At 39.8% G+C, this 26,236-nt stretch carries 30 protein-coding genes and 1 other annotated feature; of the genes, 5 read left to right on the forward strand and 25 right to left on the reverse strand.

The genetic code is table 11. From position 1 onward, the window contains the following. Nucleotides 1-64 precede the first annotated feature (64 nt). The 3 genes from ACWM35_RS06670 (at nucleotide 65) to ACWM35_RS06680 (ending at nucleotide 2,198) form a co-directional block, all read left to right on the forward strand. Entirely contained in the window at nucleotides 65-1,204 is a 1,140-nt protein-coding gene (locus tag ACWM35_RS06670) for an IscS subfamily cysteine desulfurase (RefSeq protein ID WP_454816662.1), read from the forward strand. 39 nt (nucleotides 1,205-1,243) lie between these two features. Continuing rightward, nucleotides 1,244-1,780 carry a 3H domain-containing protein gene (locus ACWM35_RS06675; protein ID WP_454816664.1) on the forward strand — a complete coding sequence of 179 codons (537 nt, stop codon included), beginning with the start codon at nucleotides 1,244-1,246 and terminating at the stop codon, nucleotides 1,778-1,780. A gap of 100 nt (nucleotides 1,781-1,880) precedes the next feature. Beyond that, nucleotides 1,881-2,198 carry a hypothetical protein gene (locus ACWM35_RS06680; RefSeq protein WP_454816666.1) on the forward strand — a complete coding sequence of 106 codons (318 nt, stop codon included), beginning with the start codon at nucleotides 1,881-1,883 and terminating at the stop codon, nucleotides 2,196-2,198. Here ACWM35_RS06680 and pheA read toward each other — a convergent pair. The 10 genes from pheA to ACWM35_RS06730 form a co-directional block, all read right to left on the reverse strand. Continuing rightward, nucleotides 2,195-3,049 carry a prephenate dehydratase gene (gene pheA, locus ACWM35_RS06685; RefSeq protein ID WP_454816668.1) on the reverse strand — a complete coding sequence of 285 codons (855 nt, stop codon included), beginning with the start codon at nucleotides 3,047-3,049 and terminating at the stop codon, nucleotides 2,195-2,197. The genes ACWM35_RS06680 and pheA overlap by 4 nt on opposite strands. A 60-nt stretch (nucleotides 3,050-3,109) precedes the next feature. Continuing rightward, nucleotides 3,110-3,565, reverse strand: coding sequence for an ACT domain-containing protein (locus ACWM35_RS06690; protein WP_454816670.1), 456 nt, complete (start codon nucleotides 3,563-3,565; stop codon nucleotides 3,110-3,112). Between the two features lie 20 nt (nucleotides 3,566-3,585). Next, on the reverse strand, nucleotides 3,586-4,875 hold the full coding sequence (obgE, locus tag ACWM35_RS06695) for a GTPase ObgE (protein WP_454816672.1): 1,290 nt from the start codon (nucleotides 4,873-4,875) through the stop codon (nucleotides 3,586-3,588). A gap of 39 nt (nucleotides 4,876-4,914) precedes the next feature. Next, on the reverse strand, nucleotides 4,915-5,445 hold the full coding sequence (locus ACWM35_RS06700) for a Spo0B C-terminal domain-containing protein (RefSeq protein ID WP_454816674.1): 531 nt from the start codon (nucleotides 5,443-5,445) through the stop codon (nucleotides 4,915-4,917). Nucleotides 5,446-5,654: 209 nt separating this feature from the next. Beyond that, the gene (gene rpmA / locus ACWM35_RS06705) at nucleotides 5,655-5,948 is read right to left on the reverse strand and encodes a 50S ribosomal protein L27 (RefSeq protein WP_026572313.1); all 294 of its coding nucleotides are present in this window, start codon (nucleotides 5,946-5,948) and stop codon (nucleotides 5,655-5,657) included. Then, nucleotides 5,949-6,296, reverse strand: a complete 348-nt coding sequence (locus tag ACWM35_RS06710) for a ribosomal-processing cysteine protease Prp (protein WP_454816676.1) — start codon at nucleotides 6,294-6,296, stop codon at nucleotides 5,949-5,951. 15 nt (nucleotides 6,297-6,311) lie between these two features. Beyond that, entirely contained in the window at nucleotides 6,312-6,620 is a 309-nt protein-coding gene (gene rplU, locus ACWM35_RS06715; protein ID WP_454816678.1) for a 50S ribosomal protein L21, read from the reverse strand. 13 nt (nucleotides 6,621-6,633) lie between these two features. Continuing rightward, nucleotides 6,634-6,716: a sequence feature (ribosomal protein L21 leader region), on the reverse strand. A 47-nt stretch (nucleotides 6,717-6,763) separates the two neighbouring features. Continuing rightward, entirely contained in the window at nucleotides 6,764-8,212 is a 1,449-nt protein-coding gene (locus ACWM35_RS06720) for an Rne/Rng family ribonuclease (RefSeq protein WP_454816680.1), read from the reverse strand. A 46-nt stretch (nucleotides 8,213-8,258) separates the two neighbouring features. After that, complete coding sequence (locus ACWM35_RS06725; protein WP_454816682.1) at nucleotides 8,259-9,125, reverse strand: M50 family metallopeptidase; 867 nt, start codon at nucleotides 9,123-9,125, stop codon at nucleotides 8,259-8,261. After that, nucleotides 9,118-9,903 carry a peptidoglycan DD-metalloendopeptidase family protein gene (locus ACWM35_RS06730; RefSeq protein ID WP_454816684.1) on the reverse strand — a complete coding sequence of 262 codons (786 nt, stop codon included), beginning with the start codon at nucleotides 9,901-9,903 and terminating at the stop codon, nucleotides 9,118-9,120. The genes ACWM35_RS06725 and ACWM35_RS06730 overlap by 8 nt, the downstream gene beginning before the upstream one ends. A 163-nt stretch (nucleotides 9,904-10,066) precedes the next feature. On the opposite strand from ACWM35_RS06730, the gene ACWM35_RS06735 reads away from it, so the two are divergent. Together ACWM35_RS06735 and ACWM35_RS06740 are read left to right on the forward strand one after the other, a co-directional pair. Beyond that, nucleotides 10,067-10,825, forward strand: a complete 759-nt coding sequence (locus ACWM35_RS06735) for a hypothetical protein (protein WP_454816685.1) — start codon at nucleotides 10,067-10,069, stop codon at nucleotides 10,823-10,825. 14 nt (nucleotides 10,826-10,839) lie between these two features. After that, nucleotides 10,840-11,292: a hypothetical protein gene (locus ACWM35_RS06740; protein ID WP_454816687.1), complete on the forward strand. Its 453-nt coding sequence runs from the start codon at nucleotides 10,840-10,842 to the stop codon at nucleotides 11,290-11,292. Between the two features lie 37 nt (nucleotides 11,293-11,329). Here ACWM35_RS06740 and ACWM35_RS06745 read toward each other — a convergent pair whose 3' ends face one another. The 15 genes from ACWM35_RS06745 to ACWM35_RS06815 all read right to left on the reverse strand — a co-directional run bounded on the left by ACWM35_RS06745 (nucleotide 11,330) and on the right by ACWM35_RS06815 (nucleotide 26,236). Next, nucleotides 11,330-13,135, reverse strand: a complete 1,806-nt coding sequence (locus tag ACWM35_RS06745) for a carbon starvation CstA family protein (protein WP_454816689.1) — start codon at nucleotides 13,133-13,135, stop codon at nucleotides 11,330-11,332. A 135-nt stretch (nucleotides 13,136-13,270) separates the two neighbouring features. Then, nucleotides 13,271-14,008 (reverse strand): LytR/AlgR family response regulator transcription factor, encoded by a 738-nt coding sequence (locus ACWM35_RS06750; protein WP_454817105.1) that lies wholly within the window; start codon nucleotides 14,006-14,008, stop codon nucleotides 13,271-13,273. Next, nucleotides 13,983-15,767 carry a LytS/YhcK type 5TM receptor domain-containing protein gene (locus tag ACWM35_RS06755; RefSeq protein WP_454816691.1) on the reverse strand — a complete coding sequence of 595 codons (1,785 nt, stop codon included), beginning with the start codon at nucleotides 15,765-15,767 and terminating at the stop codon, nucleotides 13,983-13,985. The genes ACWM35_RS06750 and ACWM35_RS06755 overlap by 26 nt, the downstream gene beginning before the upstream one ends. Nucleotides 15,768-16,013: 246 nt before the next feature. Further along, nucleotides 16,014-16,817 carry a septum site-determining protein MinD gene (gene minD, locus ACWM35_RS06760; RefSeq protein WP_454816693.1) on the reverse strand — a complete coding sequence of 268 codons (804 nt, stop codon included), beginning with the start codon at nucleotides 16,815-16,817 and terminating at the stop codon, nucleotides 16,014-16,016. A 1-nt stretch (nucleotide 16,818) separates the two neighbouring features. Then, nucleotides 16,819-17,499 carry a septum site-determining protein MinC gene (gene minC, locus ACWM35_RS06765; RefSeq protein ID WP_454816695.1) on the reverse strand — a complete coding sequence of 227 codons (681 nt, stop codon included), beginning with the start codon at nucleotides 17,497-17,499 and terminating at the stop codon, nucleotides 16,819-16,821. A gap of 193 nt (nucleotides 17,500-17,692) precedes the next feature. Next, nucleotides 17,693-18,211, reverse strand: coding sequence for a rod shape-determining protein MreD (gene mreD / locus ACWM35_RS06770; protein ID WP_454816697.1), 519 nt, complete (start codon nucleotides 18,209-18,211; stop codon nucleotides 17,693-17,695). Then, complete coding sequence (gene mreC / locus ACWM35_RS06775) at nucleotides 18,208-19,089, reverse strand: rod shape-determining protein MreC (RefSeq protein ID WP_454816699.1); 882 nt, start codon at nucleotides 19,087-19,089, stop codon at nucleotides 18,208-18,210. Before mreC ends, mreD begins: the two co-directional genes overlap by 4 nt. A gap of 56 nt (nucleotides 19,090-19,145) precedes the next feature. Next, complete coding sequence (locus ACWM35_RS06780; RefSeq protein WP_454816701.1) at nucleotides 19,146-20,168, reverse strand: rod shape-determining protein; 1,023 nt, start codon at nucleotides 20,166-20,168, stop codon at nucleotides 19,146-19,148. Nucleotides 20,169-20,319: 151 nt separating this feature from the next. Further along, nucleotides 20,320-20,991 (reverse strand): RadC family protein, encoded by a 672-nt coding sequence (gene radC, locus ACWM35_RS06785; RefSeq protein ID WP_454817107.1) that lies wholly within the window; start codon nucleotides 20,989-20,991, stop codon nucleotides 20,320-20,322. 65 nt (nucleotides 20,992-21,056) lie between these two features. Next, nucleotides 21,057-21,626 (reverse strand): Maf family protein, encoded by a 570-nt coding sequence (locus ACWM35_RS06790; protein ID WP_454816703.1) that lies wholly within the window; start codon nucleotides 21,624-21,626, stop codon nucleotides 21,057-21,059. A gap of 231 nt (nucleotides 21,627-21,857) precedes the next feature. Continuing rightward, nucleotides 21,858-22,922 (reverse strand): hypothetical protein, encoded by a 1,065-nt coding sequence (locus ACWM35_RS06795; protein WP_454816705.1) that lies wholly within the window; start codon nucleotides 22,920-22,922, stop codon nucleotides 21,858-21,860. 130 nt (nucleotides 22,923-23,052) lie between these two features. After that, a complete protein-coding gene (locus tag ACWM35_RS06800; RefSeq protein WP_454816707.1) occupies nucleotides 23,053-23,820 on the reverse strand; it encodes a pilus assembly protein PilO in 768 nt (255 codons plus the stop codon). Beyond that, nucleotides 23,817-24,467, reverse strand: coding sequence for a PilN domain-containing protein (locus ACWM35_RS06805; RefSeq protein ID WP_454816709.1), 651 nt, complete (start codon nucleotides 24,465-24,467; stop codon nucleotides 23,817-23,819). The genes ACWM35_RS06800 and ACWM35_RS06805 overlap by 4 nt, the downstream gene beginning before the upstream one ends. Further along, on the reverse strand, nucleotides 24,467-25,462 hold the full coding sequence (pilM, locus tag ACWM35_RS06810; protein ID WP_454816710.1) for a type IV pilus biogenesis protein PilM: 996 nt from the start codon (nucleotides 25,460-25,462) through the stop codon (nucleotides 24,467-24,469). Before pilM ends, ACWM35_RS06805 begins: the two co-directional genes overlap by 1 nt. Before the next feature lie 18 nt (nucleotides 25,463-25,480). After that, nucleotides 25,481-26,236 carry a prepilin peptidase gene (locus ACWM35_RS06815; protein WP_454816712.1) on the reverse strand — a complete coding sequence of 252 codons (756 nt, stop codon included), beginning with the start codon at nucleotides 26,234-26,236 and terminating at the stop codon, nucleotides 25,481-25,483.

Below are 26,236 nucleotides of genomic sequence, written 5' to 3' on the forward strand. Positions count from 1 at the left end.
TATATTTACATAGAATTAAACTATTTACAAGTAGTTTTTAAAAATAATAGATTGGAGAATCCTAATGATCTATTTTGATTATGCAGCGACAACACCGCTAGATTCTGAAGCGGCTGAAGTATATATTCAAGCAGCAACTGAATTCTTTGGAAACTCCAGCAGCCTGCATGATATCGGCGGCCAAGCTGCCGGGTTACTTGAAAATTGCCGGGAAGAACTGGCAAACCTGTTAAACGTGGATAAAAAAGGTTTGTTCTTAACAAGCGGCGGGTCAGAAGGAAATTTTTTGGCGATTGAAGCACTCTTATCTGCGCCTAAACGTCAAGGCAATCATATTATTGCTGGTATCGCTGAACATTCATCCATCCATGGGGTTCTCAATCGATTGACTGATTACACGATTACCTATTTACCTTTAGATCCATCGGGAATAATCGATCTTGATTTGTTAACGGCTTCGATTACTCCTGAAACCGTGTTAATCACCATCCAACATGTAAATTCGGAAATTGGTACTATCCAACCACTAGAGCAGATTGCAGGTATATGCCAAGCGAATCATATTCATTTCCATAGTGATTTTGTCCAATCCTTTGGAAAAATCGATTTGAAACATCTTGCTCCCCTTGTAAGCAGCTTTTCCTTTTCTGGCCATAAAATTTATGGTCCAAAAGGGGTCGGGGGCGTCTATATGAATCCAAACATTACTTGGAGACCATTTTTTCCAGGAGGTTCACATGAAAATGGCTTCAGGCCAGGGACATTGAATGTTCCAGCGATTGCCGCTATGACGATGGCTGCACAAAAATTGACAGATCGACTTGCTGAAAATCATGAAAGGTTTTGGTCGTTACGCAAAGTGTTTATGGAGTCGCTTGAACCGATTAAGCATTTGGTTCAAATTTATCAAGGAGAATTTGGCTCACAGCTCCCTTCCATTATTGGTCTTAGGGTTAAGGGAATCGAGGGTCAATGGATGATGCTGGAATGCAACCGCCTAGGTTTTGCTATTTCCACCGGTAGCGCCTGTCATATCGGTATGCAATCTCCTGCAAAGGTGATGCAGGCATTAGGATTGGAGGGAAAAGCAGCGAAAGAATTTATCCGCATTTCCTTTGGCCAATCGACGACTACGGAGGATGTGGTTCAGCTTGGGCAAACGATTAATATAATCGTGAACGAGTTTAATCAGGGGATATTATGATAAAATGGATTAATAGAAATTTGAGGAGGCAGGCAATCTATGGCTGAGCAAAAAAAAATATTAGGCGAGGAAAGGAGAGCTTTGATTTTACAAAAGCTGAAGGACAGCCTTACACCACTGACTGGGAGCGAGCTGGCTGCGCAGACGAATGTTAGCAGGCAAGTAATCGTTGGGGATATTACGCTATTGAAAGCAAAAAATGAACCGATCATCGCAACGAGTCAAGGCTATTTATACTTAAATCAAAGTAATGCCAATACTTCTTTCGAACGGACCATCGCCTGCAGACATAAACCTGATGACACAGAAAAAGAGCTTAATTTGCTCGTTGATCATGGGGTTTTAGTGAAGGATGTAAAAATCGAGCATGCGGTTTATGGTGATTTAACGGCTTCCATCATGGTTTCCAATCGCCAAGAGGTTAAGCAGTTCTTAGAAAATATTAAGGAGACAAAGGCCTCGTTGTTGTCAGAGTTAACAGGTGGAATCCATATTCACACCATCTCCGCATCCAGCACCCAAGTACTAGATAAAGCAGAAGCCGCTCTCAAGGCTGAAGGATTTTTAATTGAATGAGAGGACTCGGTTAGGTGGACCGGGTTTTTTTATGTGGTTTGATTGGACTACATGTGACGCATTTGTGGACTTTGTAAAAGCTGATTAAGATTTTGTAAAAGTGGTTCATGGAATTATAAAAGGTGTCCACGGAATTGTAAAAGGTGATCACGGAATTGTAAAAGGTGATCACGGAATTGTAAAAGGTGTCCACGGAATTGTAAAAGGTGTCCACGGTATTGTAAAAGGTGATCACGGAATTGTAAAAGGTGATCACGGAATTGTAAAAGGTGTCCACGGTATTGTAAAAGGTGTCCACGGAATTGTAAAAGTTCACTTGGAATTTGTAAAAGCAAACCACTTTTTTGTTAAAGTACCTTTCAAAATTGCAAAACAGCTACCAAACAAAAAAAAGCACCCACAAAAAAGGTACTTTTAGTTTAAATCGACCATAATCGATGGGTAGCTGCCTAATAATGTGACCCCGCAGCCCAAGGCTTCGAGTTCTGCCATGGCGCCAGGGATTAGTACTTCATCAAGCTTCATTTCTAAATCGATAATGAAAAAATAATTGCCGATTCCTGTTTTCATTGGTCTTGATTCAATTTTCGACAAGTTAATTTTTCGCCAAGCAAAGGCTGACAAAACCATGTGAAGGGTTCCCGCCTTATCCGTTGGCAGGGTGACCATCAAGGTTGTTTTGTAGTGCGAAGACCCGCTAATCGCCTCAAAATCGAGCGCTCGTTCAGAAAGGACTACGAACCTCGTGTGGTTGTAATCAAAATCATGAATATTCCGCTGAACAATCGCCAGGCCATATTCCTTTGCAGCCAGTTCATTGGCAATCGCCGCTGCGTTTAGTTCCGGCTGGTCCATGACCATTTTTGCTGCGGCTGCCGTCGAGTTGACACTTTCAAAGGGGATATCCTTAAATTGATTATGTAAAAACTTATGGCATTGGGCGATCGCATGAGAATGACTGAATATCTTCGTTACTCCCCGCCAATTCTCTGCATTTGCAGGATGAACCATCAAATGCTGCTTAATAGGAATCGTGATTTCCCCAACAATCGGCAGCTGAACAACATGCGTTAAATAATCTAAAGTAATATTAACGGAACCTTCAAGGGCATTTTCAACTGGAACTACCGCTAGGTCAACTTTTTCAGCGACAACAGCGTCCATGCTTTCAGGAATCGTTCGATACGGCTCAAGTTCAAATCCAGGAAAAACCTTCTTCACCGCCAGTTCAGTGAATGTTGCTTTTGGTCCTAAAAACCCAACTTTCATGTTTGCTCACACTCCCTAACAAAGATCTCTCTTTATAGCAGAAAGGCGCAAAGTTAGTAACTATGCGCCTGTTCCAAGCACTTCTACTTTTTCTACAAATTCAAGCTTCTGCAATTCTGTCAGCAGTTCGTCCAAGTCAATGGAGATCTCTGTGGTGTTCAGTGAAAGTGTTACGTTCGCTCTTCCCTGCAAGGGAATCGTCTGGTGGATAGTTAAAACATTGCAGCCAGCAGATGCGACAACACTAAGCAGCTTAGAAAGTGTGCCTGAACGGTCCTCGAGATGAAAAAAGAGTGATATGATCCGTTCTTTTACTACAGTCGAGAAAGGAAATACCGTATCTCGATACTTGTAATAAGCACTTCTACTTAAATCAACCGCTTGAACCGCATCCCAAATCGATTCAGCCTTTCCTCGCTCAAGCATCTCCTTGACATCAAGGGTCTTCTTCATCGCCTCAGGCAAAACATCTTCACGTACTAAGTAAAATTTCTTATCAAACTTTTCATTTTTCATCTCTCTACCCCTGAAAAATACTAATCAACAAATTCAAATTCAAATTCAAACAGCTTCACAATATCCCCGTCTTTTGCTCCTTTTTGTCTTAAAGCCTCATCAACCCCAAGACCACGCAGCTGTCTTGCAAAACGGCGGATCGATTCTTCCGTTTGGAAATTGGTCATTTTAAATAACTTTTCAAGCTTTTCCCCTGATAAAACAAATGTTCCGTCTGATTCCCTCGTGATATAGAATGCATCTGGGTCTGCTTCATGCTTGTAAAGAACCCGATGTACGCCAGTATCTTCTTCTTCATGGTCAAGCGGGAATTCTGGTGTTTCCTCTATTTTATCAGCAATCGCAAATAATAGCTCACGTAAACCTTTGCGAGTCACAGCAGATATCGGGAAAATTGGATAATCCTCTTTCAGCTGTTCCTTAAACTTTTCTAAATTTTCAGCGGCATCTGGCATGTCCATTTTATTGGCAACAATAATTTGTGGGCGCTCTGTCAAGCGAAGATTATACTCTTCCAGTTCTTTATTGATGGTCAGGTAATCCTCATAGGGATCCCTGCCCTCCATCGCTGCCATATCAATGACATGAACAATGACTCGTGTCCGTTCAATATGCCTTAAAAATTGATGCCCTAAGCCGACACCTTCAGAGGCGCCTTCAATCAATCCAGGAAGGTCAGCCATAACAAAGCTTCTGTTATCCTCGGTTTCAACCATCCCTAAATTCGGTACAATCGTGGTAAAGTGATATTCAGCAATTTTTGGCTTGGCTGAAGAAACAACCGACAACAGCGTGGATTTACCTACGCTTGGAAAACCAACAAGTCCAACATCAGCAAGTAATTTTAATTCTAAGATTACATCGCGCTCTTGACCTGGCTCACCATTCTCTGCAAGCTCTGGAGCAGGATTGGCTGGTGTGGCAAATCGAGAATTTCCTCGGCCGCCGCGTCCGCCTTTGGCAATAACCGCTCTTTGTCCGTGCTCAACAAGGTCGGCAATGACTTCCTTTGTTTCGTCATCAATCACAACCGTTCCCGGTGGCACCTTAACAATCATATCCTTTGAGTTTTTCCCATGCTGGTTTTTAGACATGCCATGCTCACCGCGTGGAGCTTTGAAATGACGCTGGTAACGGAAATCCATTAATGTCCGCAGCCCTTCATTCACTTCAAAAACTACATCTGCACCTTTACCGCCGTCCCCACCAGCAGGACCGCCTTTCGGTACATATTTTTCACGGCGGAATGCAACCATTCCATTACCGCCATCTCCGCCTTTTACATAAATCTTCGTTTGATCGACAAACATTGTGATTCCTCCTACGACGAAACCCGCTTCCCCGGCCTTTTATTGCTTAGGGAGAAAAACTTCTAATGCGAGTTCGTTTTCTATGAATTCCTTCACATCCACTTTGATTTCTGATGCTGAAAGGAATTGTTCAATCCGTTTATTGTTATTTATTATTCCGCTAAAATCAAAAAAGAAACGAACACCGTCTGCCTGCGGCTCTATTGTTATTGATAAATGGTTCTCCTGGAACGGCTCAATGGCTTGATTCAAGCAGAAAAAAAAGGATGATGTCCAATTTGCTATTACTGTATCATTAATTTTTACAGATTCTGAGTCGCTAAGAACCTCATATTCAAGCAAGAAAGAATTACTTTCCCAGTTCGTTTTTAAAAGCAATGAAGCAAATAATGGCATCGATAAATTGCAAAGCTTCGTCTCATGCTGTGCTTCAATAACAATTTCATTTATGTATGCTTTTGCCCGGTCAATCCTATTTAAATCTAAGTTTCCTTTTATTAACTGCAGCCTATTAAGCCAATCATGTCGTGAGTGCCTAAGCACTTCGACAATATCCCAATCCTTCTCCATAGACGCACTCCTAGCTTAACTGTTTGCTGATAGTATATCAAAAAAGTTCACGTGAGTAAGCATTTTTAAATGAATGAATGCCAATTGGGGTAAAAAAAGAGGCTTTTTTTAAGAAGTTCCCTCTGGAGTATTAATGAAATGGAAAATTTTTACTTCCTTTTCAAAAAGAAAACTCTAACCAAACAGGTTAGAGTTTTCAGGTCAAAAGCTTACGCTTCTTGAGCTACTGGATAAACGCTCACTTTTTTACGGTCACGACCTAAACGTTCGAATTTAACAACGCCGTCGATTTTCGCAAATAGAGTATCGTCTCCGCCACGGCCTACGTTTTCACCTGGGTAAATCTTTGTACCGCGTTGACGGTAAAGGATTGAACCACCAGTTACGAATTGACCATCTGCACGCTTAGCACCAAGGCGCTTTGCGATAGAGTCACGTCCGTTCTTTGTAGAACCTACTCCCTTTTTAGATGCGAACAACTGAAGATCTAATTTTAATAACATTTATTCCACCTCCTGCTTTTTGAAGGTAATTTTTATGTGCTTTCCGTATTCTTCTTCAATCGTTTTTAACGAGAAGTACATTCCCTCAAGAAGAACCTGAATTTTATCTTGTTCTGGCGCCGGAAGGTTTTCCGGAATGACACAGCAGAGCAAGCCTTCTTCATAATCAATCTCGGTCTTGGGAGTGACACCCGTAATTTCGTGAATTGCGTTAATTGCACCGATAGAGACAGCTGAAACGCCTGCACAGACAATATCATTGCCCCTATTTGCAAAAAATGCATGGCCACTTATTGTAAACGAATGAATTGTTCCGGACTCCGTACGATTAATCGTAATGGAAATCATCTATATTCCAACACCTTACGCGTTGATCGCTTCGATCACAACTTTAGTGTATGGTTGACGATGACCTTGCTTTTTACGGTTGTTTTTCTTCGCTTTGTACTTGAAAACGATGATTTTCTTGGCACGGCCTTGTTTTTCAACTTTAGCTGTAACAGTAGCACCTTCAACTAATGGGCTTCCTACTTTTACATTTTCACCGCCAACGAAAAGAACCTTATCAAATGTAACTGTTTCGCCTGCTTCAGCGTTAAGCTTTTCAATGTAAATAGCTTGACCAGCTTCTACTTTAATTTGCTTACCACCTGTTTCGATAATTGCGTACATGAACTGCACCTCCTTATAAACTCAGACTCGCCAATGACAGGCGCTTTGCTAAATTAGCAAAATCTTAGTACCTGCAATGTGCGGTTGTAGCACGGGTGCTACAAACATAACAGTAAAATATTATCACGTATTAGGCGAAAGTGTCAATATAAATCGACAGCTTTTTGGGATATCTCCTCTGTTGTTCCAAACTGCTTTAAAACATAGTGATGTTGAGAAGCGGTTACTGTTAAAAAATATACTTTAAAAGGAAGGAATTCTTCTAAAAGCTCCATATGACCCAGCAAGGCCATTTTTACATCTTTTGTCGTTTCGATTAGTACAGCCTCAAATTCAGCATAGCGGTGTTCTAACAATTCACGTTCGAGTCTGAATGCCACGGTTTCCGCACTTAAAATTCGTCCCGTACCATCGCAAACTGGACATTTCACCTGCAGGGCCTCTGAAATGGTGACCTTTGTTTTTTTCCTTGTCAGCTGAAGGATTCCAAGCGGGGTAAAGCCAATCATTTTTGTCCTTTTGGCATCCTTACTTAATTCGGTTTCAATCGTTTTCAGAATGGCTTGCTTGTCCTTTTCGTTTTTCATATCAATAAAGTCAATCAGGACAATCCCGCCGATGTCACGAAGGCGCAGCTGGCGGACAATTTCCTTTGCTGCGAGCTGATTGGTTTTTAACACGGTTTCCTGGTAATCGATTTTTCCAGAAAATTTTCCAGTATTAACATCGATAATCGTTAATGCCTCAGTTTCGTCAAAGATAAGATAAGCACCTTTATCTAACCAAACAATTCGCTTTAATGCCTTGTCAATTTCATGCTCAATCCGGTTAACCGCGAAAATATTCTCTTTACCACTATAGTAGGTGACCGTAACTTTACTTCTCGCAAGGAGCTGCTTTACTGACAGATCGTCGACAATTACTTCGCCATCCGACATATAGGATACAGCCTCAACGATCATTTCAAGAAAAGAATCTTTTTGAAAAATTAATCCCGGTTTTTTAAGGGAGGATGTCATTACAGACCATTCAGCGTATTGTTTACGTAAGCCTGTTAATTCCTCTAGTATTTCTGCTTCTGATGCCGAAATGCTGGAGGTGCGAAAAATCAAACCCTCTTCCTCATATTTAAGACGATTTCCTAGTGTACGAAGGGAGGTATTTTTATCAGCAATTTTCTTCGAAACAGCCACATAACGCCCATGAGGCATGTAAATAAGATTTTCTCCGGCGACTTCAATAATCCCCGTTACTCTCGGACCTTTTGGACCGGTTGCATCTTTATCTACTTGGACAAAAAGTTTCTCACCTTGATGAACAAAGGATGAAACGTTTTTATCTTCTTTCCCCATTTCTGTTGATAGGACATAGGAAGGCAGTACGTCCCGATGCAAATAAGCATTCTTCTCTTCACCGATATCAATGAAAGCAGCATTCATCCCTGGCAGGACCTTGGTTACGGTCCCAAAATAAATATTACCGACCAAAGATCGCTGCTCTGGTCGGTCAAAAATAATTTTTTCAACTCGATTATTTCTTACGAGGGCAAATCTCTTTTCCGTTGCGTTGAAATTGATAATTAATTTTTCCAAACTATGCTTCCTCACTTTTTTTTGTCCTTACCTTTATTATACCGTTTCAGTAAGAAAAAAGAAGGTCGCTGATTTTATCCGTCAGACGTTTTTCGGAGAAATAAGCGTGCAGCAGCTCATTTTCATCCAGCATCCCTTTTTCCCTGCCGTTGCTCTCAACAATAATCGGATGCTTACAGCCGCGTTGAAATTTTTCAAGAACATGGATAAGCAGGTCCTGTTCATTTGCCTGAATCGGCTTTAACATATGCAGGTCGCTTTTTTTACCATAATAGCGTTCCAGTAAAAATCTCATAAAAATAAAGCGGCGCTGTTTCCATTCATGGTAAAGCGAGAAGATTAAAAAACCGATAATAATCCAAACATTTAAGCTGGTTGGAGCCATTAGAAGAGTCAACAGGGAAAATATTCCAAGAAATACAAAGGAAATCATTAGGGTTAGATTGTGTGCTGTCGGGAACGACTTTTTTAATGAAAGGAACATAAAAATCAACTTCCCTCCATCCAGCGGCCAAACTGGAAAGAGATTAAAGATTAGGATCATTAAATTGTACTGAAAGAATAATTGAAACAGCTCATCAGAAATAAGTGACATGGAAGCTAGTAAGTACGCGATCCCTACCATCCAAACATGCTGCAAAGGACCTGCGAGGACGACAATCGCCTCTTCTTTTAGCGGACGATTCCCATGTTCCTCCATTTCTGCAACTCCACCAAATGGCAATAGGCTGATCTTTTTTATTCTCCAGGAAAAAAAAGAAGCCGCAGCAGCATGCCCCATTTCATGGATGAAAATGATCAAAATTAACAGGCAGAGCTCGAGGAAATGTGCTGTAGCAATCGAGATCGCAATGATAATCCATAACAAAGGATGAATGTGTACATGTTGGATTAAATTAATCACTCTATTCAAAGCGAATCACCTGGATGGGGTCGATGAAATCATCGCCTTTTTTGATAGCAAAATAATATTTGCCTTTTGTTTTGTCATCAGCTGTTGATTCAGACGCAGTACCGACGACTGTTTCCGATTCAACTAAGTCATATAGTTTTACTTTAATTTCGTCAAGGTTCGCATACCAGGATTCGGTTTGATCAGGGTGTTGAATAATCACCGTTTTTCCAAACCCCTCCTTTACCCCCGCGAATTCAACCCAGCCTTCATTCATTGCTTCAACTAAGGCTCCTACACCCGTTTCTATCATGATACCCTGTCCATTTTTTTCAAAATTTTCAAGAACCTTGCCGGAAAAGACCGGTATATCATGTTCTTTTTCTACAACGTTTTTCTCATCATTTGATTTGTTATTGTTAAATGGAAGAATGGCTAACGGTTTACCAAAATTATCTTCGTACCATTTGGACACCATAGCAAACTGGAAATCTTGTTCCATATTTTTTGAAACAAAATCTCTGACTGGTGATAATACTTTAATATTTTCCCGAAAAATAATGGCAATCGCTAAGAATAATAGTACCGAGGCTAATATCTTGAAAATGAATACTTCCTTTTTGAATAAAGGATGCCCTCCTTCTTCATCTCCTCTGTCAAATGACGAAACTGGATCAAATCCATATTTTTCATCATCACCAGGCCAAGTAATTAGCCGCTCAGGACCATTTCCTGACGAACCTTTTCCCTTTTTCCGCTTCGCGATCCGTCGCCGTATTTCATCCGGTGTATTCCGCATTACCCCACCAACCTTTATACTGCTTTTTGTACAAGTTTATGAGGTTGTCTCTAAGAGTATGACTAGTATGACTTTGTCGTTATACTTAAAAGACACAATGAATGGAAAACCCCCATTAAATCCATACTAGGGGAGAAAAAAAATCTAAAAAGGTAGTTTTTTTATGGATAAACCACTTCACAGATCACTTTCAAAAATCAGTATGTTCGGCATTACCCATTTAAATCAGCACAATCCCTACATGGTGGCGTGGTGGTCGGCTGTTTTTCCTGGTTTCGGCCATTATTTACTAAACCAATACATAAGAGCAACTTTGTTAACCTTGTCTGAAGTGATATCTAATACATTAGCACATATAAACGAAGCAATGGTTTATTCCTTTTGCGGTCAGTTTGAACTCGCTAAATCCGTAATCGAGCCTAGATGGGCTTTCGGCTACTTAGCCATCTATTTAGTTGCGATTGGGGATTGTTTTCGATCCGCCATCTATCAAAATAAACTGCATCATTTATCAGTTTTAGAGGATGAGCAGATGCCCTCTCTCAAAAATTCTACTTCTGAAATACAGTATCTCGAAAAGAAAAGTCCGATTATTGGCTCGGTATACTCGTTTTTCTTTCCTGGCTTAGGGCAAATGTATAATCACCGATTCGGATTAGCATTTTATGCGATATTTTGGTGGTGGATTTACCTCACATTATCAAGAATGCATGAATCATTCCTAATGTTATTACATGGAAACCTTTATCACTCGATTTCCATTCTTCATCCCCATTGGCTGCTATTTATGCCATCCGTTATGGGTGGATCAGTCTATCATGCCTATCGAACCACGGTTGAACACAACCACTTGTTCCGGACACAACAGCGACAGCAGCTGAAGAATCGATACAAAAACCCAAAACTTCAAATTTTCCCCTAAGCAGGTGCTTCAAAATGTTGATTATAAGTATATTTGAACAATCAATTGAATTAGAGCAAGCACTTGCTGAGTTAGAGAAAATCTTAAAAAAGGAAAATATCCTTGTGGTTTTTATGGATAAAGACGAGAACGCTAACATATACGGAGAACATAGTCCCCATGCATTTGAAATTGGGATTTCTGTTGGGACTGGAGCAGCAGTCATTGGAGCGAGTGCTGGGTTTGTACTAACCTTGGGACCGATCCTCTGGGGACTTATCGGGGCATTTAGTGGATTTTTTGTCGGAATAGGCAGCTACTTTTTAGTAAAAAAACTAATGGCACACTCCAAGCGAAGGAAAAATAAATGTGAGGTTACTGTGATTATTGAATGTACAAGAGACAAAATCGAAATGGTTAACAAAATTTTATGGAAATACAAGGCGCTTTCTGTAGGAAATGTTGAAAAACCAAGTATGAATTCATGATAAATGCCTGTCCAGAACAACCTGGACAGGCATTTTTTTAAGCAACTTCCTTATTTGACTGTTCCACTAATAGATGTTGAGGAATCTTCCAAAGCTGCATCCATTTGTTAATAGACGTGATCAGAATGACGAGACCGAGCACTAACATGATAATCGAAAGAACACCATTTAATACATTAAATCCAGGGTTATCCGCATTGAAATATACATTTTTAACCATCCAGTAACCGGCTGTGTTTACGGTTACATAAAGGTAGGCAAGCGGGACCAAACATGTCAGCATGTACCAACGTTTATCAGCTATCTTGAGAATCACTGTCGCCCCAACAATGAGCCCAATCGAAGCCATTAGCTGATTGGATACCCCAAATAATGCCCAAACGGAGCTAATGTCCCCGGAGTAAAGAAGATAACCCCAGACAAAGCAGGCCAATGCACTGGCAAAAATATTTGCTCCAAGTGAATCCATCCGTTTTAAAGGTTTAATGAAGCTGCCAAAGAAATCTTGAATGAGGTAACGGGCAACCCTGGTTCCAGAATCAATCGCGGTTAAAATAAAAACGGCCTCAAATAGAATGACAAATTGATAGAAGTAGGAGGCTAGTTTTGCAAAAATAGGAACAGCGGTAAATATGTACGTCATCCCAACTGCAAGAGTAACAGCTCCACCAGTTCTTCCTTCAAGATCCATCCCAACTTCTTTACTTAATTCAGCTAAATGAACAGTTTCCATTCCTAAAGTTGCAAATTTCTCAGGTGTTGAGTTAATGGCAAAATAATCGCCTGGCTGTAGTGAAACTGCGGCAATTAACGCCATAATCGCTACTAAACATTCTACTAACATCGCTCCGAAAGCAACACCTTTAATATCCTTCCAACGATTAACCATTTTCGGAGTCGTACCGGAACCAACAAATGCGTGGAAGCCAGAAATCGCTCCACAAGCGATGGTTATGGAGATAAACGGCCAAACTGGACCTGCAATAACTGGGCCGCCACCGTTAATAAATTCCGTAAATGCCGGGAAATGAACATCTGGGTTTACAATAAAGACACCTACAATTAAAGCAGCAAAAACCCCAATTTTCATAAACGTACTTAAGTAATCACGTGGTGCCAGCAATAACCAGACTGGTAATGCCGCAGCAAAAAATGCATAGATTGGAAGAATAAGTGCTAGAGTGCTTTTCTCTAAAGTTAATAAATCGCCTAACCATGTGCCTTGGATGTTTGGACCTAATACAATCGCTAACATGATTAAGAGAAAACCAACCGTCGTAGCCAGCTTTAAATTACCTGTCCTTTTATGATAGATTCCGACTGCCATAGCGATTGGAATTGTAATGCCTACTGCAAATGTTCCCCACGGGTTTCGCTCCAATGCACCTAACACCACCATGGAAAGACCTGCCATTGTAATGGTAATAATGAATAGCATCGCTAAACCAGCACAGAATCCCGCCACTGGACCAAGCTCTTCTTTGGCAACTTCTGATAGCGATTTTCCATCCCGGCGCATCGATGCAAAAAGAACTACCATATCATGAACAGCGCCGCCAATGACAGCTCCAATTAAGAGCCATAACAATCCTGGTAGATAACCAAATTGCGCAGCCAAGATTGGTCCAACTAACGGCCCTGCAGCGGCAATCGCTGCAAAATGGTGACCAAACACCACCCATTTATTCGTAGGGACATAATCCTGTCCATCCTCAAGCTTCTTAGCAGGTGTCTCCTTTGTATCATCCAACTTTAAAATCTTCGCTGCCATAAAGGTTCCATATAATCTGTAAGCAATTAGGAGTATACATATGGATCCAATAACAATTGTAATCGCATTCATTTTTCTATTCACCCTCCGCGCTTCATATTTTCTATCATCATTTTACAAAATGAAAACGCTAAATTTTCATTTTCAAAATATCTTACAAAAATGGAGAGATGAACCGCAAAAGCAGGAAGATGAAATACAAAATATTCAGATACCGATCATTAATTTTAGGTCTTTTATATACGTCCGGCTTACCGGAATCTTAGAGCCATTTTTCATGTATAAATTATAGGTTGAGTTAAACCATGGCTCTATTTCTATGATATGGTCCACATTCACAATAAAGCTGCGATGAACCCGAAGAAATTTGGTTGGATTTAATTTTTTCTCCAAAACAACAAGAGCCTCAGAAACGGTGTATTTTTGTGCCAGCGTTCCAATCGTACACTTACCCTCACTAGATTCCATATAAACAATTTCATCAAAAGTTAACAGAATGATTCTTTCATCAACTAGAATCGCAAATTTACCATTACTATCGTTTGATAAGGAGGGTTTAACAGAAAAAACCTTTCCACCGATTTTCTGCATCCTATTTATTTTTTCCAGTGTTTTTTGAATTCGTTCTTCATCATAGGGTTTTAAAATATAGTCAAATGCGTTTAGCTCAAAAGCCTGCAAAGCATATTCGTCATATGCTGTTGCAAAAATGATGACGGGCGGTGATTCAAGGCTTGCTAATTGTCCAGCTAATTTCAATCCATTTTCTTCAGATAGTTCAATATCTAAAAACACGATATCCGGTTTCATTAAAGATATTTCTTCAATCGCTTTATCAAAGCAATCCGATTCACCTAATACCATTACTTGCTTACTTCGTATAAGCAAGTATTTTAATTCATCTCTGGCTAATGGCTCATCATCCACTATGTAGGCTTTCAGCATTTTGTTCATACACTCCTCTCGACGCTAGCGGTATAGTGATCATAATGGTTGTTCCATCATTCACGTCACTTGTTATAGAAAAGTGAGCTTCACCACTATAAATGCCTTTTAGGCGCTCGCTAATATTAAAAATGGCTGTTCCATTTCCTTTTATTGAATTAACCGTTTGCTTACCAAGTATGTTTAACCGGTCCTCCGAAATCCCTTTTCCATTATCTGCGATAATAAAGTGTAATTGATTCATTTTTGTAAAAATCCGGATGGTAATATTCCCCTTTGATTTACTTTTGGGGAAGCCGTAGTTTATCGCATTTTCTACTAAAGGCTGTAGAATAAATGGCGGAATATTAATCTTTTCTAGACCAGATTGAATTTGAAAATCGATATCAAATTTACCTGGGAAGCGGGCTTGCTCTAATGATAGGTAGACTTTAACATTTTCTAATTCTTTCTCCAAAGGAATCAGCATTTGCCTCGCACCTTGTAGATTTCCTCTAAAAAATGAGCTTAGTTCCAAAAGTAATTTCCTGGCCTTGTTGGCATCCGTTCGGCAAAGTGCTGAAATGGTATTGATACTATTAAATAAAAAATGCGGGTGGATTTGTACCTGTAAAGCTTTGATCTCTGCATCCTTCAAAAGCTTTGTTTGCATCTCTGCTTCTGCAAGCTCGAGCTGTGTAGAAAAAAGATTAGCCAGTCCCTCCGCTAATTCCTGCTGGACTTTATCGAGCTTTTCTGGCCTTGTATAATACATTTTTAAAGTGCCAACAATATTGGTTTTCACTTTTAAAGGCAGAACAATCGCGGCCTGTAAAGGACAGTCATGATGCACACAGTATATTTCCTCTTTTGATCTTGCAACTGATATTTGGCCGTTTTCTAGCACCATTCTTGTTAAACCCGTAATAAGATTCCCTTTTGGCAGATGGTGGTCTGAAGCTGCGCCGACATGAGCAAGCACCTGAAGGTTGTCCGTTACAGAAACGGCATCAGCATCGGTCAATTTAAGCATGATTTCTGCAACTTCCTTACATGAATAAATCGTTAAGCCTTGGCGAAAATGGGGAAGGGTTTGACCAGCAATCAGTAATGCTTGATTTGTTTGATTTGCACGGGTCATTTCATGATCCCGTTTAATGGCTCTAATAATAAACATAAACAGCAGTGTTCCCAACCCATTTCCTAGTATCATAGGAAAACTGATGAGTTCTACAAGATTCCACGCCAGGTCAAAAGGCTTTGCTGCCACAAGAATGATAACCATCTGTAACGCTTCAAGCAACATCCCCATTAGAACCGCAAATAGCGGGGTGATTTGTTTACCGTTTTGTTTACGTTTTTTCCCAACGTATCCCGCAATGATTCCTGCTAGAATAGTAGAAATTCCACAAGACACGGCCGTGAATCCACCAAGAGTAAGACGGTGAACACCTGCAACCAGGCCAGCTCCGATACCCACCACCGGTCCTCCCAATAAACCACCAATCACAATTCCCATAACTCTTGTATTTGCCAGTGCACTTTCTTGGTCTAAATCGGATAACCACTCCGGTCTTCCAATCGTATTATTGTGAACTTCTATTCCGGTGTAATTACTAATAATACCGAAGCAGCCAAATAAGAAAATTAGCATTATTTTCTCATTTCTTTTTTGCTCCGTTTGAATAATATGGCGAAATGATCTCATCTGCGAAAGTAAAAACGCTACAATCACGATGATTCCAACCTTTTCGAGCATTAATGTTCCGAGATTGAACATTTTCACCCTTCCTTTGTAATTATTTTTGTTGTATAAGTTGCTTTTCTCGGTCGCATCTCTTTCCAGACCGAGTACAATACTATTTTCTTCCCGACAATAAATAACTGTAATTATTATCGCAGATACACTTGTTTACTACTACAAATTTAAAGTAGGATAATTATAAATATTTTAAAAATAGGTCCATTTTATTATGTCTAGTAATTAAAAAACCTGTCCACATTTTAAGTGAACAGGTTTTTTTCATTAGCGAACGCCAAAGAACTTCTTAAGTTTAGAAAACATACCTTTATCAGCATCTTCTAGTGGCTGCAAAGGAATGGATTCTCCGAGAATCCGTCTTGCGATATTGCGATAGGCAATCGATGCTTTATTGTTAGGGTTAAGAGCAATCGGCTCACCGTGATTAGAAGCACGAATCACTTCATCATCATCGCCGACGATTCCAATTAACTCAATCGATAAATGTGTGGTAATTTCATCGACGTCGAGCATGTCGCCGCTTTTCATCATATGATTGCGAATCCGGTTAATCACCAATTTCGGTGATTCAATGTTTTTTTCTTTTTCTAATAAGCCAATGATTCGATCCGCATCACGAACAGCGGATACTTCAGGAGTTGTCACGACAATTGCCCGGTCAGCTCCAGCAATCGCGTTCTTATAGCCTTGTTCAATTCCTGCAGGACAATCAATAATTATATAATCATAGTCTTGTTTTAATTCATTGATAAGCTTGTGCATTTGTTCTGGCGTTACAGCAGATTTATCTACTGTTTGCGCCGCTGGCAGTAAGTATAATAAGTCATCGAATCGTTTGTCTTTAACGAGGGCTTGGTGAATTTTGCATCGTCCTTCGACTACGTCAACTAGATCATAAATGATTCGATTTTCCAGCCCCATGACGACATCTAAATTCCGAAGACCAATATCTGTATCCACTAAGCATACTTTTTTGCCTTGAAGGGCCAATGCTGTTCCAATATTAGCAGAAGTTGTTGTTTTACCTACGCCACCCTTACCGGATGTTATTACTATTGCTTCTCCCACATTAATGTCCCCCTTCTAATCTCGTTAAATTAGGCCTTAATTGGATTAAAACTTGCAATCTATCTACAATGATTTGCTGGTTTTCATCGATGTAAGCACATTCCATTTCACGTTTTTCTTTTGTTGGGGCTTGATCAGGTGCCCGATTAATAAATTCACTGATCCTTAATTGCTGCGGCTGCATACTGGATGCCGTAATCACAGCTTGTTCATTACCAGAAATACCAGCATGAGCAATGCCCTTTAAAGCACCCATGATATGTATATTGCCTCCAGCCATTACCGTACCGCCAGGATTCACATCGCCAACGAGCAGAAGATCTCCTGGGACTTCTAACACTTGGCCGGAGCGGATAATCCGGGCAACTGTAACCACTTCATTTTCTGCCTTTAGTCGTTCTGCTTCTTCCTTTGTGACGACTCTTGATTCAATTTCATCGACAACTAAATTCTTTTTTTGGCGGATCAATTCTTTTATTTCTTCACGCTGCTCATCCGTTAAATATCTGTTGCCGATTTCAACCTTTACCGGAATAACATGACGTTCATCTTGAGTTCTTTGATTTGCTGATAGTTTTTCATCGAGCTCTTTTATCAGTTCCTGATAGGAACAGTTATCATCAAGTAAAAGGACAATACCATCCTTCGTCCCTTTTATCGTTACATTTTGTCGTTTTTTCATGAAGAAAACTCACCTCAAAATAATAGGAAACACATAGGACTATGGAAATAGACATACTCCTAGCCCCAAAGCATACTTTTTATATACAATTCGACACGCTTTGTCTATTCTCCTTTTTTCTATCAATAGAATTTAAATTAATCAATTCAATTTGCAAACCCAGCGGCTTCCGGCAAATTTGGTTAAAAACCTGTCATTCATCCCTTAAACTTTCCGCAAACTTTTCAAAATGACGTTTTAATGGATAGGCTGCAATAATTAAAAAGACTCCATTTAAAATGAGGGAGGGATACAAACGTAATTCAATAAATTTCATAAATTCTAAATTGGTTTTATGAATCAAAAAATCCATTTCATATACGCCGATTTCCAGTAAGGTTATGCCAATAAGAGAAACGAAAAAGGAAACGATAATATTCGTTTGCAATACATGCATAATTTTCGATACCAAATAAGCAATAAAAGGAAACAGAAAAAAGTAAATTCCGATGATTTCGATCCAAACAATATCAAATAAGAGACCAAAAATGGCCGCATAAATAATCCCATACTTTCTCCCAGCATAGATCGTTAAAAATAAAATGCCTGTAAATAGAAAATGTGGGACCAAAATGTTATTTTTTCCAAACGTACTTGGAGGTAGATATTGAGCAAAAATGCTTTCTAGGAGAAATAGAAATAGGAACAAAAGAGGAAGAAGGAACTTTCTCACAGATCTTCCTCCTCCCCATCTACCATTTCATCACCATTTGGTTGTGTCATCTGCCTCTTAATCACGATAATATTTTCTAAATCATAAAAGTCCGCACCTGGTTTTACGAGTGCCGTTTGATTTAAGCCATACTGGTCGGGCATTACTTCAATCACTTTACCGATTGGTAACCCTTGAGGAAAGACACCGCCCATGCCAGAAGTAATGACATTTTGGTCTTTTTTAATTTCCACTCCTGCTGGAATCGATTTGATCAGTAATGCCTTTTTCTCTTCATCATATCCTTGAACAAAGCCGAAAATATTCGTGTCACCTTGAATAATGGCAGAGATTCGATTTTTCGGGTCCATCGCGCTCAATAATTGAACGGTTGAGCTAAATTGATTGACGGTTTTTACTTTACCAATGAGTCCATGCGCTGTGGCAACCGCCATATTCTTTTTAATTCCATGTTTTTTCCCTTTATTAATAATAATCATTTCATGCCAGCGATCAGGGTTTCTACCAATTACAGTTGCTTGTAAAGGTTCAAAATCTCTCAAGGTCTCTTCTTCTCCGAGAATATCACGCAGCTCTTTATTGTCCTTTTCCAGCTCTTGCACCTGTGCTTCAAGGCTGACGAGTTTTTCCATCCGCGATTTTAATTCTTTATTCTCATCATAAGTATTTTGCAAGTCCTGAAGATTTTCAAAGAATCCTGCTACGAAATGTGCAGGCTTTGAAACCAGGGATTGAACCCAGCCCGAAGTATCCTTAATGAATTGCTCCGGCCAAGTTAATTTCTCTCTCTCCCTTATCGAAAACCCAATCAATGCCACGAGAACAATAATGCTGACTAGCAAAATGATCAGACGTTTATTCAAGAAGAACTGTGGCATGATTATACACCTCTATCTATAATGTGTGCCTTATTTTAGGCACTTCTGTTGTTTACTTAGCGAGAATCCTTCGCTTTGTTTTTAAATAATTGAATATGATCTAATGCTTTACCTGTACCGATTGCCACACAATCAAGTGGATTTTCAGCAATGAGGACGGGCATATTGGTTTCTTCGCTAATTACCTTGTCCAGGTTACGAAGCAATGCACCTCCGCCAGTTAAAACGATCCCGCGGTCCATAATATCCGCTGCCAGCTCAGGAGGTGTTTTTTCCAATGTATTCTTTACAGCTTCTACAATCGCATAAACGGTATCTTTTAAAGCAACCGCAATTTCCTTCGGAGTAATCTCAATCGTTTTAGGAAGACCCGTCAAAAGGTCGCGACCGCGAATTTCCATATTTTCAATTCCTTCATGATCGCCAGCAGAGCCTATTTCCATCTTAATCGTTTCTGCCGTACGATCACCGATCATTAAATTATAGTTTTTACGGATAAAAGAAATAATCGACTCATCCATTTCATCCCCAGCCACACGAATCGATTGGCTCGTTACAATACCACCTAAGGAAATAATCGCCACCTCAGTAGTACCACCGCCAATATCAACGACCATGCTGCCCGTTGGCTCCCAAACTGGCAGATTTGCACCAATCGCAGCAGCGAACGGTTCTTCAATCGTATACGCATCCTTCGCTCCCGCCTGACGCGTTGCATCAATAACAGCTCTTTCTTCTACTGCTGTAATTCCAGACGGCACACAAACCATGACATACGGCTTTCCTGAAAAAATATTCTTTGTTTTCTGAGCTTGGCGGATATGATACTTCATCATCGCTGCTGTAGTTTCAAAATCAGCGATTACCCCGTCCTTCATCGGTCTTGTTGCAACTACATTTCCTGGCGTACGGCCTATCATGTTCTTTGCATCATTACCAACCGCAACAATACTCTTTGTGTCAGTCTGTATTGCCACTACTGATGGCTCTCTTAAAACGATTCCTTTACCCTTTACAAAGACCAGGGTATTTGCTGTTCCCAAGTCAATCCCAAGGTCTCTTGTCCCAATTCCAAACATATGTATCTCCCTTTCTGATACGAAAATTCCTAAAGGTAAGTCTTTTTACCTTATATATTGTCAATTTTCTAGTGATTTTTATTTTTAAATGAAAGAAGTCCTAAAAAATCATAACCATTATTATATCCTAACGTCAATTAAAATCATAGTATCATACGTATCCTTTTTCTTTCAGACTGACAAATTTATTTTCGCCGATGATCAAATGGTCAAGGAGCTCGATGCCAAGCATTTTCCCGCACTCTACAAGCCTCTTGGTTACCTCGATATCTTCACGGCTTGGAGCGGGGTCTCCGGAAGGATGGTTATGGAGGCAAATTATGGAAGCGGCAGACCGTTTTAAAGCTTCACGAAACACCTCGCGCGGATGTACGATCGAGGCGTTTAGGCTTCCGATAAAAATGGTCTGCTTGTGGAGAACTTGATTTTTCGTGTTGAGGTACAAACAAACGAAGTGCTCCTGTGAGAGAAAACGCATGTCATTCATAACATAATTTGCTCCGTCTTCCGGGGAACGAATCACATAGCGCTCAGTATAGTTTAAGTTGGCTATCCTTCTCCCGATTTCAACGGCAGCGAGAATTTGAATCGCCTTCGCTTGACCAATACCTTTAATCTCGGTAATTTCTTCTAAAGTCGCTGCTTTTAAAAGCCTCAGCCCTTCAAAATTTGTCAGTAAGCGATTGGATAATTGAAGAACAGATTCATCCTTTGTCCCTGTTCGCAGTAATATTGCCAGTAATTCATGATTGGATAAGCTTTGCGGGCCATTTTTGATAAACCGTTCTCTCGGTCTTTCATCTTGCGGGAAATCACGAATCATTAATGAATTTGAACTCACTTAAGTTTCCTCCCTTATATTCGGGAGTTAATGAAACATGTTGTCAGTTACGGCAACTGGAAACCTAACCTTTTTAATTCACGGTACGTTCTTGCAACTGGCAGGCCTACGACCGCATAATAGTCTCCATTTATTTTTTGTACAAGCATACTTCCATGACCTTGAATACCATATGCCCCTGCTTTATCAAGCGGTTCACCAGTTTGCACATATGAGTGGATCTCTTCGTCCGTTAACTCCCAAAACCATACTTCTGTTTTTTCGTAGAAACGTGTTGAACCATGTGCGGATATGATTGCTACTCCTGTGTATACATCATGCTGTCTGCCTGAAAGCATCTTTAACATGCTGACTGCTTCTGTTGCACCGGTTGGTTTTCCTAATACTTGCCCATCAACAACAACAATCGTGTCAGAGCCAAGAACAAAAGCATTAGGATTTTCTTGAAAAATTGCCTGTGCCTTTCGCTCGGCAAGATCCATCACAACATCCTCTGGAGAAAGCTGTGGATCAAAGCTTTCATCTACTTCACTGCTTGAGATTGTGAACGTTATTCGGAGGTTTTCTAGAAGTTCTTTTCGCCGTGGAGAAGAAGAGGCTAAAATGAGGTTCTGCATTTAATCACCTTACCTTTTTGCATCAATTAGGGAGATACATGTTAATCGTATCAGAATTTGTTGAAGCAAACAATTTTTATATGCTTAAAGTTTCAAAAAACATGTCAAATTATGCAAGAGGACTAATTCTAGCTACTCTATGAAAGCCTAGGTACAAGGAAAAAAGCCTGCCCCACAAGGAACAGACTTTTTTCGGGAAATGATTTCCCGGAAAATATCAAGAAATGTCGATTACAAAGAATAGTAGACGGATAGGAAATTTAATAAATGCTGCTGGGCTTCTACAAGACTTTTCTTATCTTTCAATTTCGCCTTTTCAACCGCACTAGTTAATTCTCCCTGTAGGTTCTTTACCTTTTCATTTTCAACCTTTTGGTTAATTTTTTCTTCTATTGCTGAAATGGATTTAAGCGATTCCTCTGAAATATTGGATGTCACCATCGTATTGGTTGTCACTTTGGAGAGTTCCGGAAAAACAGTTATCGCAGCTTCCAAGAAGCTTTTATCCGCTTCACTGATATCAGATACTGACTTCTCCCCAATCGGGATTTGTTTGGCAAAAGCATCAGCAACACCATTCGCTTTATAATGGTTGCTAAGCTGTTTCGCCGTTTCAATTGAATCCGTTACACCTAAAAAAAGATAATCCTTGTTGCTTATTTCTACCGTTTGTGCAGGAACTCCCTCAGCCTTTGCTTGATTGGTACCATCCTTCGCGGCATCCTCAGAAGAAAATACTCCGCCTTGTACTACAAACATAGTCTGTGCTGCTATAACAGCTGATGTGGTTTGTCCGTTGGTCTTATCTCCTGAAGTGTTTCCCGCACCCTTATCTTCCACAACCGGATCATTTACAACCGGTTTACTGCCATCGGTAATGAATAGTTTAAGCATGAGAACTCCTAAGCTAATTCCAATTAGAATCGCAAAAGCCACGGTAATAATAATCGATTTGAATACTCCACCATTCCGCTTCAGTGAAATCGCAGAAAACGAAGATTGTTTTTTCTTCGAATTACCTTTTGTCTTTTTTTGATTGGCTATTTTATATTCTACCACCTCATTTTCCGATGATTCGGGAATGATCCAGTCAAAGCTTTCTTCAGCAGATTCCTGAGCAGCGGCAGTCTCCATTAAACTATCATGATCGATATAATCTTGATCAATATAATCTGGGTCAATTTGAATCACTTTTGTATACGTGTTTTTTTCTTTTTCTGTTAATTCCTCTTTAAACTCCTGATTTTCACCATTTATTTTTATTTTGACCGTTTGCTCACGATTAGGCTTGTCCAATACTTGTACTCCTCTCTTTTCCGACAGCTAATTTCTACCATCCTAACATATAGACAAAAAAAAATAACAAGACTTTTGTCGTCTTGTTATCGAATGCTTTCGCCAAATTATTTATATGTTTGCGAGGGTGTTAATTCGCTTTTGTCGTATCAGAAAAAGAACTTAATGGGTTATCTTTATTTGCTGGTGGTGGAGCATCGATTTTTGGCAACTCCGCAATTAGATCATCTAACTCTGGTAAATAGTAAGCTGAAATGGTTAATGTATAGGTTAACGGATCCATTTGCTGGTCAACCGTTGTGATTTCTTCAGCACTCGAATAGTTAATGGCTTCAACAATAACAATTCGCTTTAACGATTCTAGTGATTGAATAAACTTTTCCAGTTCTTTATAACTTGGAGATTCCACACTTAAATTGACAGTGAGTTTTTTCAAGGCATTAGCAGCTGGATTTTCAGCAGTTTGTTGCTCTGAGCCATCTTCTGTTGCTGTGTCTGTTCCAGCTTCGGGCGTAGCTTCTGTAGTTGGAGTCTGATCGGTACCCGCCTCGGTTGTCGTATCACCAGCAGCAGAAAAAGTCATCGAGACAATCTTACTATCAGAAATGGTTTCTGCCTTTTCTAAATCTAAAATAAATTGCTCTTGCATTGGTTTGACAGGAACCTTTTTCTGGATTTCTCTTGTTTCTTCTGCCGTAACGGTCTCTGCATTAGCAGATTTTTTATTATTCAAAGCATCTAAAAGTTTTTGTTGAGTTGCCACACGTTGTTCCTTCTGCTCAAGATCGGATTGTAATGGAAAAAGCATTACAAGTTGAGCAAAGGCAACAGCAAGCACTAACAATAGTGAGACAAGTAATAAGATCATTTTTTCTTTTTTTGAGAAGTGAAGCTTCATGAACTCTTCGCTCCTTCCTCATTATCATCGGCTGCTGTCATTAATTTCTTGATCGTTACTACATCAAATTTAACCTCAAATTGGCCGACATATCTTGGAAGATACTCATTTTGTACTGTATTTTCTGTTGCTGGGGTTGAACTAGTTTGTTTATCTTCTGTTTCCTTTTCTTCTGCATTTAAAGAAGTCATACTTGCCTCTTCTAACCATTCTGAGGCATTTAAGCTATCTAAAAAGTAGGCGGCTTCACGGGCACTATCAAATTGAACCGTAAGCGTGATAGCTCCAGACTCAGTATAGCCAAATGTCTGAATGAAGCCACGTTCAGGCAATAAGGACGTTAAATGCTGCATAACAGGGACAGTCTGTAAGGGGTAACTATCAGCCCATTCAACTGCATTTTTTAGCAGGCTAACGGATTCAGAAGATACTGGTGCTTGTGCACTATTTTGTCCAGCAAGTTCAGTCGCTTTTTCTAGCAGCGTTAACTGGTTGTCAATGGCTTTCAAATCACTTTTAATGGTAGAGATCTGCCATATGTATGCACCACTAATGAAAATTAGTAATCCCAGCAAACTTGATAGCGCTATGACAAAGGCTTTTTTTGTTCGTTCTTTTTGGGGTAGCAGGTTAATTTCTACTAGCATTATTTCACCTCTTTTAAAGCGAGACCTAATGGCAGTAAGTGATTAACTGGTACGCTTGCTGTTTTATCGATAAAATTCATTGCCTGTGACAGAAGTTCCACTGGTGCATCGTATCGTTCTTTCAATTCTTGATAAATCCCATCTAAACTTGGATGATCCCCCGTTAACATGAATTTAGTTACATCCCTTTTATTATTCCTTAATGAATAGCGGTAGAAATCCAATAGCATACTAATTTCTTTAATAATATCATCCAACTGAAGTGCCAATTCTTCACGGTCGCCAGTATAATTAATATCCATCGATTCTTGGAAGCCATATTTAATATCCCATTGGCTGATATCAAAGGGAATAGGAAAATGGCGCATGACGAGCGGTACACCTTCTTCAATAATGCTAAGTGTTGTACTTGTTACATCAAACTGAACGGTAAACAAGACCTCATTTGGACTTGTTTGGTCCAGATGATAATATAAACGATACAACGAAAGTGGCGAAATATCTGCCGCCACTGGATTTAGCTTAAGTTTGGAAAATAACTCAGAATATTGCATGACATACTCCTCTGGAGCGGCAAATAAGAGGAGGTCCTTTGTCTTGTCGTTGTCAGCAATTTGATGATAATCAAATACTGGTTCTTCAAACGGTAAATGAATACTTGAGCCAAGCTCCAAATATAGATATCCCTTCATTTCGTCCTCTTTAATATCTCCAGGAACAGTAATTTTTCGAATAATCACGAGTGGATCTGGGACGATGAAGCGAACCTGCCGCCGCTGAATTTTCCATTCTTCGATGCATTCTTCGAGAATACTTGAAAGGGATTCGATATCTATAATCTTCCCGTTACTAATAATCCCAGGGGGGAGGAAACGTTCATTCCATTTATGAGCTGTCGGAGGATTGGCTTGTTTTAATTCGACATAGCGAATGGAGTGGTCATTTAATACTAGGTTAATCATTCGGTTTTTAGCTGTAAAGAGGGAAAATGCCATTTGAATATACCCCTTAATTTATAATCCGTTATATAAAAAATTCAAGTAAAGATCGATTAGTTCTGATCCCCAATAATAGGCGGTCAATGTTCCGGCTGCAATAAATGGACCAAAAGGTATTGGCTGCTTTCTTTTTACAATTTTCAACAAAAGTGCAACACCGCCAATAACGGCACCAAACAATGTTGATAAAAAGAAGGACAAAAGCACTAGTTTTGTTCCTAAGACAAATCCGAGTAAGGCATAGAGCTTAATATCGCCTCCACCCATTCCGCCTTTGCTGACAAGAGCGATAATGAGAAGAAGTACAAATCCAACTAAAGCACCAAGAAGGCTGTCCCACCAAGGAGTTAAAGGCAAAATAATGCGCTCCATTAAAAAAATCCCTGCAAACCAAAGTAAAATTTTATCAGGGATGAGCATATAGTTAATATCTGAAACAATGATGATGATAAACATTGAAATTATTGTCAAAGCAACTACAAGCTCTCCAGACCAGCCAATAAAGTAAGGGGCGGTCACAAACAAAATCCCTGTAAGTAATTCCATAAATGGATAAATAGGAGAAATCCGCGACTGACAGCCGCGGCATTTCCCCTTTTGGATCATATAAGATAGTATTGGAATTAGTTCATAGGCTTTTAATTGATGCCCGCAGGTTGGACACGCTGAACGTGGGGCTACTATTGATTTTTTCAAAGGGACCCTAAGGCCAACTACATTGTAGAATGAACCAAAAACAAGGCCATATACTAATAATAGTATAAACAACAT

The organism is Neobacillus sp. K501 (genome assembly GCF_053749995.1).

Excerpts from the sequence above, each read along its gene's own strand:
- ACWM35_RS06670 (WP_454816662.1), top strand. The coding sequence starts at position 65 with ATGATCTATTTTGATTATGCAGCGACAACACCGCTAGATTCTGAAGCG.
- ACWM35_RS06675 (WP_454816664.1), top strand. The coding sequence starts at position 1,244 with ATGGCTGAGCAAAAAAAAATATTAGGCGAGGAAAGGAGAGCTTTGATT.
- pheA (WP_454816668.1), bottom strand. The coding sequence starts at position 3,049 with ATGAAAGTTGGGTTTTTAGGACCAAAAGCAACATTCACTGAACTGGCG.
- ACWM35_RS06690 (WP_454816670.1), bottom strand. The coding sequence starts at position 3,565 with ATGAAAAATGAAAAGTTTGATAAGAAATTTTACTTAGTACGTGAAGAT.
- obgE (WP_454816672.1), bottom strand. The coding sequence starts at position 4,875 with ATGTTTGTCGATCAAACGAAGATTTATGTAAAAGGCGGAGATGGCGGT.
- ACWM35_RS06700 (WP_454816674.1), bottom strand. The coding sequence starts at position 5,445 with ATGGAGAAGGATTGGGATATTGTCGAAGTGCTTAGGCACTCACGACAT.
- rpmA (WP_026572313.1), bottom strand. The coding sequence starts at position 5,948 with ATGTTATTAAAATTAGATCTTCAGTTGTTCGCATCTAAAAAGGGAGTA.
- ACWM35_RS06710 (WP_454816676.1), bottom strand. The coding sequence starts at position 6,296 with ATGATTTCCATTACGATTAATCGTACGGAGTCCGGAACAATTCATTCG.
- rplU (WP_454816678.1), bottom strand. The coding sequence starts at position 6,620 with ATGTACGCAATTATCGAAACAGGTGGTAAGCAAATTAAAGTAGAAGCT.
- ACWM35_RS06730 (WP_454816684.1), bottom strand. The coding sequence starts at position 9,903 with ATGCGGAATACACCGGATGAAATACGGCGACGGATCGCGAAGCGGAAA.
- ACWM35_RS06735 (WP_454816685.1), top strand. The coding sequence starts at position 10,067 with ATGGATAAACCACTTCACAGATCACTTTCAAAAATCAGTATGTTCGGC.
- ACWM35_RS06740 (WP_454816687.1), top strand. The coding sequence starts at position 10,840 with ATGTTGATTATAAGTATATTTGAACAATCAATTGAATTAGAGCAAGCA.
- ACWM35_RS06745 (WP_454816689.1), bottom strand. The coding sequence starts at position 13,135 with ATGAATGCGATTACAATTGTTATTGGATCCATATGTATACTCCTAATT.
- ACWM35_RS06750 (WP_454817105.1), bottom strand. The coding sequence starts at position 14,008 with ATGCTGAAAGCCTACATAGTGGATGATGAGCCATTAGCCAGAGATGAA.
- ACWM35_RS06755 (WP_454816691.1), bottom strand. The coding sequence starts at position 15,767 with ATGTTCAATCTCGGAACATTAATGCTCGAAAAGGTTGGAATCATCGTG.
- minC (WP_454816695.1), bottom strand. The coding sequence starts at position 17,499 with ATGAAAAAACGACAAAATGTAACGATAAAAGGGACGAAGGATGGTATT.
- mreC (WP_454816699.1), bottom strand. The coding sequence starts at position 19,089 with ATGCCACAGTTCTTCTTGAATAAACGTCTGATCATTTTGCTAGTCAGC.
- ACWM35_RS06780 (WP_454816701.1), bottom strand. The coding sequence starts at position 20,168 with ATGTTTGGAATTGGGACAAGAGACCTTGGGATTGACTTGGGAACAGCA.
- radC (WP_454817107.1), bottom strand. The coding sequence starts at position 20,991 with ATGATTCGTGATTTCCCGCAAGATGAAAGACCGAGAGAACGGTTTATC.
- ACWM35_RS06790 (WP_454816703.1), bottom strand. The coding sequence starts at position 21,626 with ATGCAGAACCTCATTTTAGCCTCTTCTTCTCCACGGCGAAAAGAACTT.
- ACWM35_RS06800 (WP_454816707.1), bottom strand. The coding sequence starts at position 23,820 with ATGAAGCTTCACTTCTCAAAAAAAGAAAAAATGATCTTATTACTTGTC.
- ACWM35_RS06805 (WP_454816709.1), bottom strand. The coding sequence starts at position 24,467 with ATGCTAGTAGAAATTAACCTGCTACCCCAAAAAGAACGAACAAAAAAA.
- pilM (WP_454816710.1), bottom strand. The coding sequence starts at position 25,462 with ATGGCATTTTCCCTCTTTACAGCTAAAAACCGAATGATTAACCTAGTA.
- ACWM35_RS06815 (WP_454816712.1), bottom strand. The coding sequence starts at position 26,236 with ATGTTGTTTATACTATTATTAGTATATGGCCTTGTTTTTGGTTCATTC.